Annotated in this window: 15 protein-coding genes and 1 other RNA gene; 8 read left to right on the top strand and 8 right to left on the bottom strand. The window is 45.4% G+C overall.

Annotated features, from left to right (window positions below):
- Nucleotides 1-113 precede the first annotated feature (113 nt).
- Entirely contained in the window at nt 114-1400 is a 1287-nt protein-coding gene (locus AOT11_RS03765) for a DEAD/DEAH box helicase family protein (protein ID WP_017420825.1), read from the top strand.
- Between the two features lie 156 nt (nt 1401-1556).
- On the opposite strand, the gene AOT11_RS03770 is transcribed toward AOT11_RS03765, so the two are convergent.
- The 3 genes from AOT11_RS03770 to grpE all read right to left on the bottom strand — a co-directional run bounded on the left by AOT11_RS03770 (nt 1557) and on the right by grpE (nt 5274).
- Nucleotides 1557-2993 (bottom strand): IS1182 family transposase, encoded by a 1437-nt coding sequence (locus AOT11_RS03770; protein WP_017428762.1) that lies wholly within the window; start codon nt 2991-2993, stop codon nt 1557-1559.
- A gap of 122 nt (nt 2994-3115) precedes the next feature.
- Complete coding sequence (locus AOT11_RS03775) at nt 3116-4396, bottom strand: dicarboxylate/amino acid:cation symporter (protein WP_017420014.1); 1281 nt, start codon at nt 4394-4396, stop codon at nt 3116-3118.
- A gap of 281 nt (nt 4397-4677) precedes the next feature.
- On the bottom strand, nt 4678-5274 hold the full coding sequence (grpE, locus tag AOT11_RS03780) for a nucleotide exchange factor GrpE (protein ID WP_017420013.1): 597 nt from the start codon (nt 5272-5274) through the stop codon (nt 4678-4680).
- A gap of 145 nt (nt 5275-5419) precedes the next feature.
- Here grpE and nadK point away from each other — a divergent pair, with 145 nt between their 5' ends.
- The 3 genes from nadK (at nt 5420) to bamE (ending at nt 8765) form a co-directional block, all read left to right on the top strand.
- On the top strand, nt 5420-6304 hold the full coding sequence (gene nadK / locus AOT11_RS03785) for an NAD(+) kinase (RefSeq protein ID WP_017420012.1): 885 nt from the start codon (nt 5420-5422) through the stop codon (nt 6302-6304).
- A gap of 259 nt (nt 6305-6563) precedes the next feature.
- Nucleotides 6564-8228 carry a DNA repair protein RecN gene (gene recN / locus AOT11_RS03790; RefSeq protein ID WP_017420011.1) on the top strand — a complete coding sequence of 555 codons (1665 nt, stop codon included), beginning with the start codon at nt 6564-6566 and terminating at the stop codon, nt 8226-8228.
- Nucleotides 8229-8405: 177 nt separating this feature from the next.
- On the top strand, nt 8406-8765 hold the full coding sequence (gene bamE, locus AOT11_RS03795) for an outer membrane protein assembly factor BamE (RefSeq protein ID WP_017420010.1): 360 nt from the start codon (nt 8406-8408) through the stop codon (nt 8763-8765).
- Between the two features lie 96 nt (nt 8766-8861).
- On the opposite strand, the gene AOT11_RS03800 is transcribed toward bamE, so the two are convergent.
- Both AOT11_RS03800 and AOT11_RS03805 read right to left on the bottom strand, forming a co-directional pair.
- Entirely contained in the window at nt 8862-9215 is a 354-nt protein-coding gene (locus AOT11_RS03800; protein WP_017420009.1) for an RnfH family protein, read from the bottom strand.
- The gene (locus AOT11_RS03805) at nt 9212-9643 is read right to left on the bottom strand and encodes an SRPBCC family protein (RefSeq protein ID WP_026050324.1); all 432 of its coding nucleotides are present in this window, start codon (nt 9641-9643) and stop codon (nt 9212-9214) included. Before AOT11_RS03805 ends, AOT11_RS03800 begins: the two co-directional genes overlap by 4 nt.
- Before the next feature lie 116 nt (nt 9644-9759).
- On the opposite strand from AOT11_RS03805, the gene smpB reads away from it, so the two are divergent.
- The 4 genes from smpB (at nt 9760) to AOT11_RS03825 (ending at nt 12969) form a co-directional block, all read left to right on the top strand.
- Nucleotides 9760-10245, top strand: a complete 486-nt coding sequence (gene smpB, locus AOT11_RS03810) for an SsrA-binding protein SmpB (RefSeq protein ID WP_017420008.1) — start codon at nt 9760-9762, stop codon at nt 10243-10245.
- A 67-nt stretch (nt 10246-10312) separates the two neighbouring features.
- Nucleotides 10313-10679, top strand: a transfer-messenger RNA (tmRNA) gene (gene ssrA, locus AOT11_RS03815).
- 461 nt (nt 10680-11140) lie between these two features.
- Nucleotides 11141-12502, top strand: coding sequence for a type II toxin-antitoxin system HipA family toxin (locus AOT11_RS03820; RefSeq protein WP_026050323.1), 1362 nt, complete (start codon nt 11141-11143; stop codon nt 12500-12502).
- Complete coding sequence (locus AOT11_RS03825) at nt 12487-12969, top strand: helix-turn-helix transcriptional regulator (protein ID WP_017420006.1); 483 nt, start codon at nt 12487-12489, stop codon at nt 12967-12969. Before AOT11_RS03820 ends, AOT11_RS03825 begins: the two co-directional genes overlap by 16 nt.
- A 438-nt stretch (nt 12970-13407) precedes the next feature.
- On the opposite strand, the gene AOT11_RS03830 is transcribed toward AOT11_RS03825, so the two are convergent.
- The 3 genes from AOT11_RS03830 to AOT11_RS03840 are packed head-to-tail and all read right to left on the bottom strand — an operon-like array spanning nt 13408 to nt 16400.
- A complete protein-coding gene (locus AOT11_RS03830) occupies nt 13408-15150 on the bottom strand; it encodes a lysophospholipid acyltransferase family protein (protein ID WP_017420005.1) in 1743 nt (580 codons plus the stop codon).
- Between the two features lie 42 nt (nt 15151-15192).
- Nucleotides 15193-15630: a YHS domain-containing (seleno)protein gene (locus AOT11_RS03835; protein WP_017420004.1), complete on the bottom strand. Its 438-nt coding sequence runs from the start codon at nt 15628-15630 to the stop codon at nt 15193-15195.
- Nucleotides 15631-15644: 14 nt separating this feature from the next.
- The gene (locus tag AOT11_RS03840; protein ID WP_017420003.1) at nt 15645-16400 is read right to left on the bottom strand and encodes an NRDE family protein; all 756 of its coding nucleotides are present in this window, start codon (nt 16398-16400) and stop codon (nt 15645-15647) included.
- Between the last annotated feature and the right edge of the window lies 1 nt (nt 16401).

Consider the following 16401-nt stretch of genomic DNA (forward strand, 5'->3'; position numbering starts at 1 on the left):
TCAAAACTATTGAATGAGATAAATGTTATGTTATAACATTTCATAAATCAATCTAACCTACTAAGTTTATTCGCTAGGTTTATTCCATCGTTCAAATGAAAGGACATCTTTAAATGCAACCCCTGTTGACCACCAAAGTTACATACACCGCACTCTCACTGGCCGTCATGCTGACACTCAGTGGCTGTAGCGAAGGCGAGAACAAAGCAGACCATCACAATCATCAAGATTCAGACCACGCGCCATCCGCCATGAGCCGTTTGGTCGTCACAGAGCAAGGCAGCACTAATCTCTATGTTCTTGAAGGCCAAAATTGGGCACCATTGGAACAGTTTAATTTACAAAATACGCCATCTGGCCTGAAAACCAGCCCGGATGGGCGCTACGCGTTGGCCCTGCAACGCACTCAAAACCTAGTTGAAATTCTCGATTCCGGCATTGAAGCAGAAGCGCATGGCGATCATTTCCATTTACACGTAGAGCGTCCGCAATTGCTCACGACCCAGTATCAGGGCATCAAACCAACGCATTACGACCTTAGTGACGACGCTGCGGCGCTCTTTTTTGATGGCGACAGCAACAGCGGAGAAAACGCAGAGTTCCGAGTATTAAATGATGCCAGCATCGCTAATGGCACAGCCCTAGCTCATTACACCTTTAGTTATGCCGTACACGGCACCACGCAACTGTTTGGGGAACATGCTTTTACCGGCATGGTCGACAATGCGGCCAATCCCGCTTTGCCAAACAAAGTCGTGGCTCTTGAGCGGCACGGTGACCATTTTCACGAATTAAGCAGCGCACCCGATGCGTGCCCAGCGCTTCACGGCAGTGCGCAATCCAAAACACAAGTGGCTTTTGCGTGTAGTGATGGTGTGATCGTTGTTGAGACACCAAGTACCACCCCGCAATTCACCAAACTCGCCAATCCAGCAGGTTTAGACACAGGATCTCGATTTGGTACTGTGGTGGGTTTTGATGCTGCGGATAAACTGCTGTTTCTCACTCGTCAGGCTCAAGCTTTTTATCTCGCCCAAGGAGAACTGAAAGAGGTCAATTGGAAATCCTCTCCGGAGGAAGGGGTTTTAGCTCATTATGCTGCTAACGACGTATTTGTTGTGGTGAGCTCCAACGGCACATTGAAAGTGTTTAATGCCGCGGCGAATTTCATTCAAAGCCACAACATCGCTTTATGGGAAACGCCATCAGCGTTGGCGGAAGGACAAAAAATTCAGTTAACGGAAGACAAACGTACAGGTCATCTTATTGTGAGCGATCCTGCCAATAACCAACTGCTGGAAATCGATCTTGTCAAACAAGAGGTCCTTCAACATCCGCTTGGTTTTGTTCCTCACTTACTCACTTGGGTCGGTACTGTGGAACAAGAACATCAGCACTGATGCTTGATGCAATCAGTGAGAAAAAGATGGGGCATCATTTCAAAGTACAAAAAAGCGAAGCCACTTGGCTTCGCTTCAGATTGATGACGAACCCCGCTTTTTAAGTGGGGTTCTTTTTTGGAAGCGACCGTAGGTCGCGATCGTGATTTTTTTTTGTTATATCGTGCGCAGAAGTTCCCATTCATTACATGGGTATACAGAAGCAAGTATCTGCCTTATTTCTGCCATATTTAAGCCCATTTTTCGTAGATAGTTCACCACCAACGCTATCTTCTTGATGTTTTGGGCTGCCGCTGCCAACCAACATTGCATTTGCACGTTGGCTAGACCTCGGAAGCGAGCATAACGATGACCATGATGTTGCTTGGCATCTGCAAAGCTCCGTTCTACTGTTTCACTTCGACGTCGATAGGTCTTCTTACCATAGGAAGAAAGCCGCATTTGATTTGCTCTCTCTACGGCATCGCTATAGATATGCCGAGTAATCACTTTCTTCATGTTTTTGCTTTGAGTACAGTCATCCCTCATTGGACAGAACGCACACTCTTTCGGGTCTGAGTGGTATTCTCGGTAGGCATCGCGTGACGTGGTTTTATAAAGCAACGCCTGACCATTCGGACACTGGTAGCAGTCTCTTTGCGCATCGTAAGTAAAGTGTTTCTTTTTGAACGCATTTTTCGTTCTCGATGGACGTCGATAACCGAACACGCCAAGAATACCTCGACGTTCAAGTGACTCCGCCACTGGAGCGGTAAAGTAGCCCGCATCCAGTCCAACGGCTATCGGGTTCAATTGGAATGTAGCAAGCGTGTAATCTAAGCGTTGAACGTAAGGCTGTGAGTCATTGATGTTGCCCGCGGTGGTATAGGTATCGAGGATAATTCCATGTTGACCATCAACGGTTCGATGGTCGAGGTAGAAGAAGCCTTGTGGCTTATTATCACGAGTCATGAAGCCACTCTCTGGGTCAGTGGTGCTGGTTTTGGTATTCTTTGTTTTTGACTCTGATTCACGAGCCTTAAGAGGCTTCTTACCCGCTTTTTCTCGGTCTAACGCGACGTCGTCATCCAGCATATCAAGATAGGCACTCGCGCGAACCGCCGTGACTTTATTGGTGTGTTTATTCTTGTTGGCGTTCGCTTTGAGATGAGTACTGTCCGTAAAGAGCTCTTGACCCGCGACCAAGCCTTTCGTCATGGCTTGCTCTACGATATTGATAAAAATACGTTCGAATACATCCGTGCCATTAAAGCGACGAATGCGGTTTTGGCTTAGAGTCGAAGCGTGGATGACTTTCTCTGTTAATGACATCCGTAAGAACCAACGGTAAGCGACATTCACTTCAATTTCTTTAACGAGCTGACGCTCACTTTTTATACCAAAGATATAACCAAGCAAGATGATTTTGAAGAGACGAACAGGGTCAACAGGTGGACGCCCATTATCTTTACAATAAAGATGAGCGACTTCATCACGAATGAATTCAAAGTCGATAGCATTATCGATTTTGCGCACTAAATGGTTTTTAGGAACTAACTGTTCCATCGTCACCATTTCCAGTTCGTATTGTTGCGGAGTCGGTTCTTGAAGCATATCGGAGTATCCATATTTCGATACCCCTATTAGATCAAAGGTCTAGCTCGAAAGCTAGACCTTTGTCAGCAGTCTGAAGCGAAGCCACTTGGCTTCGCTTTTGTTTAGCAGAAAAAGTGTGCTTACGCATTCGCTGTGGTTGAAGCCTCTGTTTGCGCTTCGTCCGCTTCCACACCAATTTCCCCTTCAGATTTCGCAACGATGGTGTTCACCGCGGTATCACCCACCACGTTAGATGAAGTACAGAACATATCGTTGATGCGGTCTACCGCGGCAATAATAGCAAGACCTTCAGGTGGCAAGCCTAGTTGATGAAGCAATACACCCACCATCACCACGCCGCCGCCAGGTACACCACCAGCACCAATCGATAGAAGAAGAATCGTCAAACCCAGTGTAAAGATGTCTGCCGTGTTAATTGGCTGGCCAAATGCGTTTGCCACAAACATGGTCGCCAACGCAATGTAAATAGACACACCTGACATGTTCATGGTCGCGCCCAGCGGCACACCAAAACCAGCCACAGACTTTGATACATTAAGCTTCTCAGTCAGGGTTCTCATGGTCACAGGGATAGTTGCATTCGAGCTCGCGGTCGATAGTGAGAACAAAATCTGCTCACGAGTTGCCCGCAAAAATGCTTTGGGAGTGATCCCAGTTGTAATGCCCACCACCATTGGGTAGAAAAAGAAGATCCAAAACACCAGCATGGCCACAACTAACGCGACATAGCCCGCAACCGACATCAGCGTGTTGGCGTCCAAAGTCGCCCCAAGTTGAATCATCAAAGCAAACACACCGTAAGGCGCAAGGCTCATCACAAGGCCAACCAGCTTCATCATGATCTCATTGGCCATTTTGAAAGTACGGATAGCAGGGCCACCACGAGAATCCAGCGCTTGGATTGCCAAACCGGTCAAAATCGCCATAAAGATGATTTGCAGCATGTCACCATTGGCAAAAGCTTGCACTGGATTGCTTGGCACAATGTTCACCACCAACGAAAAGATATCCGGCGTTTCCGTTGTGGTCAGTTTTACCGTTTGTGAAATGGTACCCGCAAGATGTGCATCCGCCCCTGGCTGGAAGATAAGCCCAACCGTCAGCGCTGCCGCAATCGCAATAATGGTATTGATAATGTAAAGCGCAAAAGTTTTACCACCAAGGCGACCGAACGCAGTAATGTCTTTTAGGTCAACAATGCCACACACTATCGAAACATACACAAGTGGCACAACCAGCAGCTTGATTAGTGATACAAACATACCGCCAGCGCCCTCTGCAGCACCCAGTAAATAAGTATCAAAGATAGCAACGCCACTAAAGAGATACTGAATAGCAGTACCGATAAGTAGACCAGCAAACAAGCCTACAAAAATCTTACTTGAAAGTGATTTATCCATCCTTCACTCCAGAATGTTGTGTTTGTAATTTATGGTTTTATAGTTAAAACCGCCTATATTTCAGACGGAGTTCGCACATAATACACACATGAGTTACAAAATGAAGCTTTTGTTTACAATAATGATACAAATTTCCAATCAGAAATTAAATTTCAATTAAAGGAAAAGCAAAGAATAATCGACTAAATCAAAGGGTTGGTTTGCTAGACTCGGCGGCTTTGGAGACATAAAAAAGAGCGGCAAAAGCCGCTCTGTGTGTTTGAATCGGTCTATCTGTTTGCTTATTTCGCAACCATAACCATCGCAGGACGAATCACTCGACCATTCAATTCGTAGCCTTTTTGCATCACGAACATCACGGTGTTTGACTCGTGATCTGGGCTTTCCTGAATCGACATCGCCTGATGCCATTCTGGGTTAAATGGCTGGCCTTCAGGATTGATCTCTTTCAAACCAAACTTACTGACCACATCAACGAACGTTTTATGCGTTAATTCAACGCCTTCTAGCAGTGGTTTTACCGCTTCGCTTTCAGCGTCAGCAGCTTGAATCGCACGCTCTAGATTATCAATCACTGGCAGCAGTTCTTCAGCAAAGCGATTCAACGCATATTTGCGCGCTTTATCAATTTCTTGCTCAGTACGACGACGCATGTTTTCCACTTCTGCTTTCGCACGTAGCACTGAATCTTGCTGCTCTTTCACACGCGCTTCGCTGGCCAATAAAGCGGCTTCCAGCTCAGCGATCTTCGCCGCTGATTCATCCGCTTCTTCGTTCCATTCGATATCAGCATCAGTGCCAACAGCTTCTACTTCTACTTCCGCAGCGTCTTGCTGTTTAAGCGCTTCTTCGTTGATTTTGTTTTCTTCGTTGCTCATGATATCTCCAGAATTCAACTATTTGTCCTTAAAGCCTTTCACGTTTTAAAGGCTTTATCTTCACAAAAATTCGCAAAGTTAGATAACTTGCCATTATTATGGGGATGATGAATCCCGATTCAAGCCTCTTTAGTGCGGAAAAGCTATGAAAAAACCATTTAACGTGATCGCCATTATCGGTAAGCCAAGAGATCAACAAGCGATTCAGACACATCGCGACCTATATCATTGGTTGAACTCACTCGGCTATCAGGTATTTATTGACGATCGACTTTCCGCCATTCTCAATGATGTTCCCGAAGAACACTTTGCTGGTTTGGTCGAGTTAGGTGAAAAAGCCGATTTGGCCATCGTGGTTGGTGGTGATGGCAATATGCTCGGTGCAGCACGTATTCTCTCTCGCTTCAACACCCGTGTTATCGGAGTAAACAGAGGCAATCTTGGATTCTTGACCGACTTGAACCCTGAAGATTTCCAGCAATCTCTGAAAGCCGTGTTGGACGGAGCCTACATCGAGGAAGAACGTTTTTTGCTTGAAGCAGAAATCCACCGGCATGGGCAAGTAAAAAGCCACAACGCGGCACTCAATGAAGCAGTGCTCCATCCGGGGCAAGTCGCGCATATGATTGAGTTTGAGGTTTACATCGATGAGAGCTTTGCGTTTTCCCTACGTGCAGACGGTTTAATTGTCTCCACACCAACAGGTTCAACCGCTTACTCGCTCTCTGGCGGGGGCCCAATTTTATCACCGAGCCTGAACGCCATTTCTCTGGTGCCAATGTTCCCTCATACACTTTCAAGTAGACCATTAGTCGTGGATGGCAATCGCAGAATTAAACTACTGGTATCGCCAGACAACCGAGGAACACAAGAAGTCAGCTGTGATGGCCAAGTCTCTCTTCCCGTATCTCCCGGCGATGAGATTCACATCTACCAGAGCCCAAATCGACTTCGTCTGATCCATCCAAAAGACTACAGCTACTATCACGTATTACGTAACAAGCTTGGTTGGTCGAGCAAGTTGTTCTAAATCTCCTTCCTTAAAAGGGTTAAGGCGTACCTTAACCCTCTGTACGATCATCAAAAAACACTCTTCCGACAAAGGAAATTCAACTTATCACCTTAACCATCACCTTAGCTTTGCCTTTACGTTTTCTTCTATGGAAACAGCACTCTATTGATGAATAAAACCGCCTTCACATTTTTTATCTTTGAGATCTTTACTGTATAAAGAAACAGTATATACTGCATTTATATACAGTATTGTTCAGTTATACAGGTAAACCAAAATGCTGGCTCATTTAAGTGTTAATAATTTTGCTATTGTTAAGTCTTTACAACTCGAGCTGTCAAAAGGCATGACAACCATTACCGGTGAAACCGGAGCAGGTAAATCCATTGCCATTGATGCACTGGGGCTATGCCTTGGTGGACGCGCAGAAGCCAGCATGGTGAGGCAAGGCGAGGACAAAACAGAAGTCAGTGCCGCCTTTCTACTCGACAACAATCTTCATGCCACACGCTGGCTAGAAGACAACGAACTTTTAGACGGCAGTGAATGTATTTTACGCCGCATTATTACCAGTGAAGGGCGCTCTAGAGCCTTCATCAACGGCAGTCCGGTTCCCCTTTCTCAGCTAAAAGCATTGGGACAACTGCTGATCAACATTCACGGCCAGCATGCCCATCATCAATTGATGAAGAGCGAACATCAAATGGCCATGGTGGATCAATACGCTGGCCACCTCAACTTGCTGAAAAACACACGTATCGCTTACCAAAATTGGCGCCAAGCAGATAATCACCTAAAACAGTTGCAAGAAAACAGCCTCCAAAACCAAGCCCAAAAACAGTTATTGGAATACCAAATAAAAGAACTCAATGAACTTGCGATTGGCGAAGAAGAATTTGCTGAGCTCGAACAAGAACATAAGTTGCTATCCAATAGCGGAGAGCTCGCCAGCACTTGCCAGCATGCGATAGAACTTATCTACGAAGGCGAAGAAGTCAACGCACTCGGTATTTTACAAAGCGCCAGCAATGCTTTGATTGAATTAGCGGAGCTAGACCCGAAACTCAGTGCACTTCCTGATATGGTCGCCGAAGCGATCATTCAGCTTGAAGAAGCTAACAGTGAACTCAGAAATTATCTCGATCGTATCGATGTAGATCCAGCTCGTATGGCCTATGTGGAGCAGCGTTTTTCCAAGGTAATGTCAGTGGCTCGTAAACACCACGTTCAACCTGAAGAGCTTTATCAACATCATCAAGATCTGCTGCAACAAATAGAAGCGTTAGATTGCTCCGACGAAAAAATGGATGAGTTAGCCGCAAATGTACAGGTCAAATACCAAGGCTATCTTGAACAAGCGGAAAAACTGCATAAATCCCGCTGTCGCTATGCCAAAGAACTCAACAAGCTGATTACTCAAAGTATGCATGAACTCAGCATGGAAAAGGCGGTCTTTAACATTGAAGTCAACAATGAAGGAACACACCCTTCGCCATTAGGCTTAGACACTGTGTGCTTCTTGGTTTCAACCAACCCAGGCCAACCTCTGCAACCTATTGCTAAAGTCGCTTCTGGTGGTGAGTTATCGCGTATTTCTCTTGCCATTCAAGTCATCACTGCGCAAAAAGTCGACACACCTAGCCTCATTTTTGATGAAGTAGACGTGGGTATCAGTGGGCCAACCGCGGCAGTCGTCGGAAAAATGCTGCGTAAACTGGGAGAATCAACTCAGGTACTTTGTGTAACTCACTTGCCGCAAGTTGCTGGGTGTGGTCATCAGCAAATGTTTGTGGCTAAGAACACCAAAAATGGCACCACAGAAACACAAATGCGCTTGTTAGACCAAAATCAGCGCGTATCGGAATTAGCGCGCCTACTTGGTGGAAGCCAAATTACCGAATCCACACTCGCCAATGCGAAAGAGTTGTTGATCGCAGCGTAGTGTAACCTTCTTGATCAATCAGCCAGGTTCCTTGAGCCTGGCTTTTTTCTTCATAAATGCAACTCATCTCAAAATTCGTTGTCTCATCCTACGTTCTACCCTACAGAGCTTTTTACATCTTGCCCGAGCTTGTTTATTATCGGACGCAGTATTTTTGAGGTTACTAAGAATTTAGCTATGCAATTAAAGAAGTGGCTGATTGCCCTACCTTTGGCAATCACAATGCTGACAGGCTGCTCGGTATTAGAAAAACTGGTTTACCGTATCGACATCAACCAAGGTAACTATGTTGAACAACAAGCGGTTGATAAATTGAAATTTGGCATGACCAAAGCACAAGTGCGTTTTGTCATGGGCTCACCAATGCTGATCGAAAATGGCTATCCAAATACTTGGTACTATATCTACCACCATACGGAAGGGCATAAAGAGTCCATCCAGAAAAACCTTATCGTTAACTTCAACGATGATGGCACATTGGTGGATATTGCAGGCGACTTTCCTGCCAGTGATAGCTTTTTTGAAGGACTCCGCTAAGCATTATCGAGTCTCTTCCGCTTCCATTTCGATGCTCCTATAACAACAAACCCCGATGAATTCGGGGTTTTGTTTTATCCAGTATTGAAACTGAACTTAGTCCGCTTTGCGAAGTGGGCTTGGCTTGCCTCCAGTGACAGGATCCGCCACACCACTCTCTTTTGCTTGCTCAGCACGTTTACGGCGAATCTCTTTTGGATCGGCCAATAAAGGACGATAAATTTCAATACGATCTTTATCACGCACCGTTGCATCTAATTTCACCAAACGGCTAAACACCCCGACCTTATTTTTGCCAAGGTCAATCTCAGGGTAGATCTCTAACACGCCAGATTGACGAATGATCTCTTCCACTGTCGCTTGTTGGTTCACCACTAGGGTTAATACACGTTGCTCCTGAGGTAAAGCATAAACCACCTCAACGTGGATCATCTCAGATTCAATACTCATAAATACACCTGCTTCGCACGCTGAGTAAATGCATTGACCATGTTGTTGGTCAGCTCATTAAAGATTTTGCCAAATGCGAGCTCAATCATCTTGCTTGAAAACTCAAACTCCAGCTTTAACTCAACTTTACACGCTTGCTCATCTAAGGCAGTAAAAAACCACCCTCCTTTGAGTGTTTTAAAGGGGCCATCGACCAGCGTCATCATGATTGCTTCACCTGGAACAAGATGATTAGCAGTGGTGAACGTTTTGCTGATACCAGCCTTTGCCACATCTACCGATGCGACCATATTGGAATCCGACGCCTCGATCACTCGGCTCCCAGAACAACCTGGCAAAAATTCAGGGTACTTTGCCACATCATTCACTAGGGCATACATCTGTTCTGCACTAAACGATACCAGTGCAGACCGGGTGACTTGCTTCATAGACTCTCCTCTCAATGGCTTTCATTTCAAAGCGCTGAACAATTTTACTGTTATTCTGAGCCAGCGCAAATAAAAGCATTTCCTATAAAAGTTGCACACCGTATAATGAGTTCACTATGGCAAAGAAAAATTCAAAACCAAAAGCGGGTAGTAACACTATCGCGCTGAACAAAAAAGCTCGCCACGAATATTTCATAGAAGATGAGATTGAAGCAGGCATGGAGCTACAAGGGTGGGAAGTGAAAGCTCTTCGCCAAGGCAAAGCCAATATTGCTGAAAGTTACGTATTTATGCGTGACGGAGAAGCCTTTGTTAGTGGCATGACTATCACTCCTTTGAATCAAGCATCAACGCACGTTGTAGCTAACCCTACCCGTGTGCGTAAACTGCTGATGAGCCGACGTGAACTTGATAATTTGCTTGGGCGTATCAACCGCGAAGGCATGACGTTAGCAGCACTTTCACTCTACTGGGCTCGCTCATGGGTGAAGATCAAAATTGGTGTAGCAAAAGGTAAGAAGCTACACGACAAACGTGACGACATTAAAGATCGCGATTGGCAGCGCCAAAAAGCTCGCGTGATGAAGAGCTCGCTGCGTTAAACTTAACCACTTAGACGCATACTACTGGACAGGCTAGGCTTTTCTGGTAGTATGCCCAAATTACCTTGGGGCTGATTTAGGATTCGACGGGAATTTTGCAGTCTGAGGTGCATGCCGAGGTGCGGTAGGCCTCGTTAACAAACCGCAAAAAAATAGTCGCAAACGACGAAAACTACGCACTAGCAGCTTAATAAACTGCTCAGAGCCCTCTCGCCCTAGCTTCCGCTTGTAAGACGGGGAATCACGAGGGGTCAAACCAAATCAAGCTGGCGTGGATTCCCCCACCTGAGGGATGAAGCGTAAGATACAATTCAGGTTAGCTATTCATTCGCGTGTCGGTTCGCAGGTGGTAGTGAAATTAAAGATCGACTAAGCATGTAGTACCAATGATGAATGGTTTTCGGACGGGGGTTCAACTCCCCCCAGCTCCACCAAACGTTTGGAAAGGGCGATAACTCTTTGAGTTATCGCCCTTTTTGTATTCTGTCCCTCAATCACTTGGCTGTGAGTACTAAAACAAGGTACTAAACGATGCACTATCTGAGCCTTTCAACATCTGGTAACTGGTGCTTTCACGACCAACTTCAGACCAAATATCGTCACCTCTTTGTTCACCATACTGAAGTCAAAAAGTCACTACGTACCCAATCAAACATACCCTACGTAAGAGAAAGGAGACCGGCCTTGAAATCATTGGCGATTTCAAGACCTACGTCAAAATTAATAAATAGTTCCATCCATTCTGTTCATCAACAATTTGGGCTTACAGATTACGAGTAATTATTTACTCACAAAGAGTCTCGCCACATGTTTATGAGTAAATAGTTACTCACAAGTTGAAAGATAGGAACTTTAAGAGTAAAGTTTTACTCATTGATAAGTAGAGGTGTTGTTGATGGAAGAGCTAACCGTACAAGCTTTTATCAGAGGTGAATGGATAGATATTGGTATCATCTCATTCCCTAAAAGTAGCCAACATAATTTCCGAGTGACTGAACTCAACTACCTCAGCGACTATGCGCTAGAACATCACGATAAAGATGACTTTCACGCTGTTTCACTAAACCACCCTATCTCATTCTTTTTTGATGACATGGGTAAACCTGGATGGTTAAAGTTTCTAGACGATATTATGCCTAGTGGCGCTAGTAGACGATACTGGATCAAACACCTAGATATTGAAGACCTTAGTTCTGATGAACAAGACTATGTTTTGCTCAAGTTTGGCACAATGTCGCCTATTGGTAACTTAAGAATAAAAGACTCTCTTCCTGAGCGCTACGAAGTAGCAGACAACCTCTACTTCTCTGTTGATGATGTTAAAAATCGAGCAGGTGATTTCCTCGACTATGCACAGCAAAGAGGGGCAGCCGCAGGTGGTGCAACAGGGGCTGGAGGTGAAGCGCCAAAGCTGATCCTCCGATGTGGTTTCGATCATGGATCTGGCAGCGAAAAAATATGGATTGATCCATACCAAGATGACAATAGCAACCACGACTTACATTACTTAGTAAAGTACCCTAGAGGCTCAAGAAGCACCATCGACTGTAATATTCTAAGAGCTGAGTTCTACTTCTACCACGAGCTAACCGAAATGGGAGTCGAAACGATCGCCACCGAAGGCATGCGGTTGGAGGAAGGATTAAACTACCCTTCCTTATGGCTGCCTCGATTTGATGTTCAAATTATTAATCAACAAATAAAGAGATTTGGCATGGAATCTGTGTATTCCATTTTGAAAAAAGGCGCAGGAGTCACTCTTGATCACGAATCAACAATCCGAACTCTCATAGAAAAAATTACTGAAAGCAATATGGTTAAACACCAAGGGTATAGGTTTGATATCCAAGCTTTCGTCATTGAATGGGTGAAGAGAGATCTACTCAACATCTTGTTTGGTAATAGTGATAACCATGGCAGAAACACTTCATTCTTAAAAGGTGATGGAGTCATAAAGCTTGCTCCCGTTTACGACTTCGCACCAATGAAAGCTGATCCTGAAGGCATTCCAAGAACAACAAAATGGAAAGCCCCACTAGAGGTTGGCGGAACTTACGACTTCGTAGGAATAGCGGACACCTTATCTGATCTCGTGCCAAAAGAAGTGTTATTACAAGAACTAGAGGTTACTGCAAGTAAATGCATTGATTTAAAGCAGAGACTAGCATTACGAGGAGTACCAGAACAAATCTTAGAGATGCCAGCCGTTGGACTTAATCATATATCAGAAAAGCTCACTAAATGGGGGCTACTATGAATAAGCCAAGCAATAAAGAGTCCGTACAAGATACCGTTGCTCGTCTAAGAGCAAACCGAAATCAACATCAGCCCAAGGCTGGGACGGATGCAACTCATTCGACCAAAGAACGATCGCAACTTAATACTCCGACTAGATCGAAAACCTCAAAAAACGCCAAAGCAGTAAGTGCAGCAGAACGCAAAACAGAGGCAAACAAAATCATCAAACACTTATTGCTTGGAGAGCTAACACAAGGCCAAGCGTTAAAAAGTTTACGCATTAATATACTGGGACTCAAACAGGATGTGTTCGCAAGACTTGTCGATGTCTCAAGAAAAACACTGTCAGATATAGAGAATGATCGGGGCAGCTACAATACAGAGATTCTCAACAAGGTATTCAAACCATTTGGCTTAAAAGTCGGAATGCTACCGTCTTCTCCCGATGTGTTAAAATCGCTACTAATAGATGGTGAGGCTGGGTAAAATACTCAATATCAGCGCTATTGCTTTAGATTAAATTGCTATAACAAGCTAGCATTTTTAAATAATTTAGGAATACACGGACGCGGGTTCAGTTCCTTTTGAAGCAGGAAATTGATGTAACATCCAATGCAACACCAAATTGGTAACATCGATATAAGTTACTGAATTAATGAGAAGCGAGGAACCATTTCAACTCCCCCCAGCTCCACCAAACGTTTGGAAAGGGCGATAACTCTTTGAGTTATCGCCCTTTTTGTATTCTGTCCCTCAATTACTTGGCTGTGAGTACTAAAAAAGGTACTAAACTAAATCCGGTTACTCGCCTTTCCCCTATCGACGTCCTTGCAAGCAACGCTATTTATTTGAGAATCGTTCAACAATATAAAGGCTAATTCAAAGAGTTAGCCTTTATTAAGTCTCTTCTATTTTTTGTAAACCTTATTGCTCAAGGTAGCGCTGGGCAGCTTCTTTGCCCATATATTTGGCTAACGTTTTCAGCGGTACTTGTTTCAAGTTCACCACGATCAAACCATCCAGCGCGTGATTAAAGGCTGGGTCCACGTTAAAACACACCAGTTTCCCCTTCATGCCTAAATACTGGCGCAGCAATACTGGTAGGCCAGGGCCTTTTTCCAAACGCGAAATCACTTTAGATAGCGCTGAAACACTGGCTAATGCCGAGAGCAAATTCTTGTGCCAAAAAGGTGATGTACTTGTTTTTAATGGTGTGGTGGGAGTCACTAATCGCGCTTTTTCTTGATCGTAATGATGAATCGAAAGCGTGGCTGCCATCAGTTGTCTCGCCACTGAACTGTAGTCGTTGCTGATGCTAACCGGACCAAACAAATGGGTGTATTGAGGATGTTGCGACACAAACGCAGCGATGCCTTTCCACAAAAGCAGCAAAGCATTCAAACTGCGCTGGTATTTGATGGCAACCACTGAGCGCCCCAATTCAATACTTTTATCCAGCGTATTGAGAAAGGCTTCGTCGTATTGAAACAAGCTTCGCGAATAGAGCCCATCAAGACCTTTCTCTACGGTAAGTTCATCCACCAGCCCTAATCGATAAGCTCCTACCAACTCACCTTCACTGTGATTCCAAACAAACAATTGTCGATAACTGGCATCAAAGGGATCCAAATCGCACGCCAAGCCACTGCCCTCTCCCACTTCACGAAAACTTTCTTCTCGAACTCGGCCAATTTCTCTGAGCATATTAGGGATCGCTGTCGATTCCACGCAGTAGACGGCGTAGTCACCTTGCTCTAGTAGTAACGCGTTTGAAGGCAGAGCCGCTAGATCGCACTCTAACAAAGCTTTCTCAACCGGTTGGATGAGCGGTTGCGTGTACACTGGCGAGCAAAAGGCAAACGGTGGATCTTGCTCTGCGCCCATGAGATACGTATTGAGCCGTAAGTAATGGACAATATCTCGCTCATGTTCAAACTCTTTCACCTCGGAATAAGGAATGGGATTTCCGATCGAAATGGCGATCGTAGAAGTACTCTTGTTCAGCAACTCTCGACCAAGCAAAGCGGTGCGCAGCAGAGGGTGTACTTTTCCGGCTTTGTAAAAAAGCGCACTATTTTGACCATTGATGTAAATGGGGATTGTCGTGGCTTTGGCGCGAGTGACAAACTTCGCCACCGATTGGCTCCATTCAATATCGGATAGGGTTTCACTCCCCTCTCGATAGGTGGAAACTTCTCCGGCAGGAAAGACAATCAACACACCTCCTTGCGCCAAATGACGATGAGCTTCTCGCACTGCGTTGGCGTTCGTACGCATGGCACTGCGTCCAGCAAAAACATCGATGCCGATAAACAACTCATCAATTTCAGGCAAACGCTTGAGCAGTTGATTGGCCAGCACCTTTACATCTGAACGCACTGCGCCGACCAAGTCAGCTAAGATCACACCTTCAATTGCCCCAAGCGGATGATTGGCCACGATCACAACAGGCCCTTGCTCAGGAATGTGCGAGACTAAGCCCTGCTCGACACGATAATCAATATTCAGCGCAGAGAGGGTATAGCGCATAAATTCAAAACTGCTTTGAGTGTTCGGACGAGCTTGATAAAAGCCATCAAGCTTTGCTAAACCTGTCATCCACTCAACCAGTGCTTCTCCCAAGCCAAAAGGCGTATGTCTGGGTAATCGAAATGGACTGGTTAACATACTTCTCTCTCCACGCGCGTTAAAACCAACATCAAGCGACTATCACTTCAGCATCACTGGCCAATTCGCATCGGCTTGTGTGATGTGTCGCTGCGGTGCTTCGTCCCACCATTGCTTAATTTTTTGGTCGTAGTTGAGGTAAAGCTTGCCATCAACAATCGCCCAGTATTGTGGATCTCCCGGAGCAAAATCGCTCTTTTCGGAAACGGCCCAAGCACAATAACCACCGTATTGAGGGGCGTATTTCTCTGGGTTAGCGAGAAACAAATCAAGATGCGCTTGCGATGCAAACAACCAATCTGCACCTTTGTATTGCGTTTTGAATTTGGCCTCTCCCTTCACTGGTTTGTTTTGTGTGAAGTAAGCAACGGTGTCATACCCATCCAAAGCCTTGTTGCTAAAAAAGCCCGTGTAGACTTCATCAGCGGCATAACTCGTCGCGCTCACCAGCATCAATAAAACAGCAAACCATTTTTTCATTGTGAACTCCTTACTCAATGATCATTTGCCGCTGCAGCGGCAGGATTAATGTGATAACCGTGTTCTTCGAGTGCACGTTCTGAAAGCTGCAAAACAGGCAACCCAGGGAGATAACTCATGCGCTTGTGCTGACGATTGACGCTGATCGCGGTGAAGCTCACGGTATGCGCGTCTTCTCGTAGCATGCACGGGGAGAGGTGTGGCTCTTTTTCCTCAAAGGCACGATGAAATGCCAACAGAGACTCGCGCGTTTTCTCTTTTGCTGTGCATTCACGGTAAAGTTGCTGACGATAATGCTGCACAGCATCGAAATGCACAGCGGAAGAAAACAGCGGACTATCCACAGGCAAGATCCGTAGTGCGTCACCATTCCATTCAAATGCCATGACATCACCAAAACGCGCCGTCAACGATGGATCAAACGCCAGCAAAGTAAAAGGTGCTAAGCGTTTCAACTGAATGGTTCGAAACACTTTCACAATGTCCTCCACTCTCTGATGGGGCGAAAGATGACGCAACAATAAACCGCGACTAACCAACTCCCTGGCAGGCACCTTTCCTTGATAGTAATTAAGCAGACACAAGGAAAGCCCATGCTCATTGAGCGAGATCCAACTGCCTCGTCCTTTGGGATCAACCGGCATGAGAACCGATGTTTGTTGAATGCAAACTTGCTGAGGGGGCAACGCCAGTGGCCTTGCCTTTTGCTCATCACGATTAAAAAACAGTTGATAACCATCGGGCTCTATAAGCCAAGTCACCGAACACATG

Origin of the sequence: Vibrio vulnificus NBRC 15645 = ATCC 27562 (assembly GCF_002224265.1) — a bacterium.
Taxonomy (GTDB): Bacteria; Pseudomonadota; Gammaproteobacteria; order Enterobacterales; family Vibrionaceae; genus Vibrio; species Vibrio vulnificus.

What these genes read in the sequence shown, in the direction of transcription:
- AOT11_RS03765 (WP_017420825.1), top strand. Translation starts at nt 114, where the DNA reads ATGCAACCCCTGTTGACCACCAAAGTTACATACACCGCACTCTCACTG.
- AOT11_RS03770 (WP_017428762.1), bottom strand. Translation starts at nt 2,993, where the DNA reads ATGCTTCAAGAACCGACTCCGCAACAATACGAACTGGAAATGGTGACG.
- AOT11_RS03775 (WP_017420014.1), bottom strand. Translation starts at nt 4,396, where the DNA reads ATGGATAAATCACTTTCAAGTAAGATTTTTGTAGGCTTGTTTGCTGGT.
- grpE (WP_017420013.1), bottom strand. Translation starts at nt 5,274, where the DNA reads ATGAGCAACGAAGAAAACAAAATCAACGAAGAAGCGCTTAAACAGCAA.
- nadK (WP_017420012.1), top strand. Translation starts at nt 5,420, where the DNA reads ATGAAAAAACCATTTAACGTGATCGCCATTATCGGTAAGCCAAGAGAT.
- recN (WP_017420011.1), top strand. Translation starts at nt 6,564, where the DNA reads ATGCTGGCTCATTTAAGTGTTAATAATTTTGCTATTGTTAAGTCTTTA.
- bamE (WP_017420010.1), top strand. Translation starts at nt 8,406, where the DNA reads ATGCAATTAAAGAAGTGGCTGATTGCCCTACCTTTGGCAATCACAATG.
- AOT11_RS03800 (WP_017420009.1), bottom strand. Translation starts at nt 9,215, where the DNA reads ATGAGTATTGAATCTGAGATGATCCACGTTGAGGTGGTTTATGCTTTA.
- AOT11_RS03805 (WP_026050324.1), bottom strand. Translation starts at nt 9,643, where the DNA reads ATGAAGCAAGTCACCCGGTCTGCACTGGTATCGTTTAGTGCAGAACAG.
- smpB (WP_017420008.1), top strand. Translation starts at nt 9,760, where the DNA reads ATGGCAAAGAAAAATTCAAAACCAAAAGCGGGTAGTAACACTATCGCG.
- AOT11_RS03820 (WP_026050323.1), top strand. Translation starts at nt 11,141, where the DNA reads ATGGAAGAGCTAACCGTACAAGCTTTTATCAGAGGTGAATGGATAGAT.
- AOT11_RS03825 (WP_017420006.1), top strand. Translation starts at nt 12,487, where the DNA reads ATGGGGGCTACTATGAATAAGCCAAGCAATAAAGAGTCCGTACAAGAT.
- AOT11_RS03830 (WP_017420005.1), bottom strand. Translation starts at nt 15,150, where the DNA reads ATGTTAACCAGTCCATTTCGATTACCCAGACATACGCCTTTTGGCTTG.
- AOT11_RS03835 (WP_017420004.1), bottom strand. Translation starts at nt 15,630, where the DNA reads ATGAAAAAATGGTTTGCTGTTTTATTGATGCTGGTGAGCGCGACGAGT.
- AOT11_RS03840 (WP_017420003.1), bottom strand. Translation starts at nt 16,400, where the DNA reads ATGTGTTCGGTGACTTGGCTTATAGAGCCCGATGGTTATCAACTGTTT.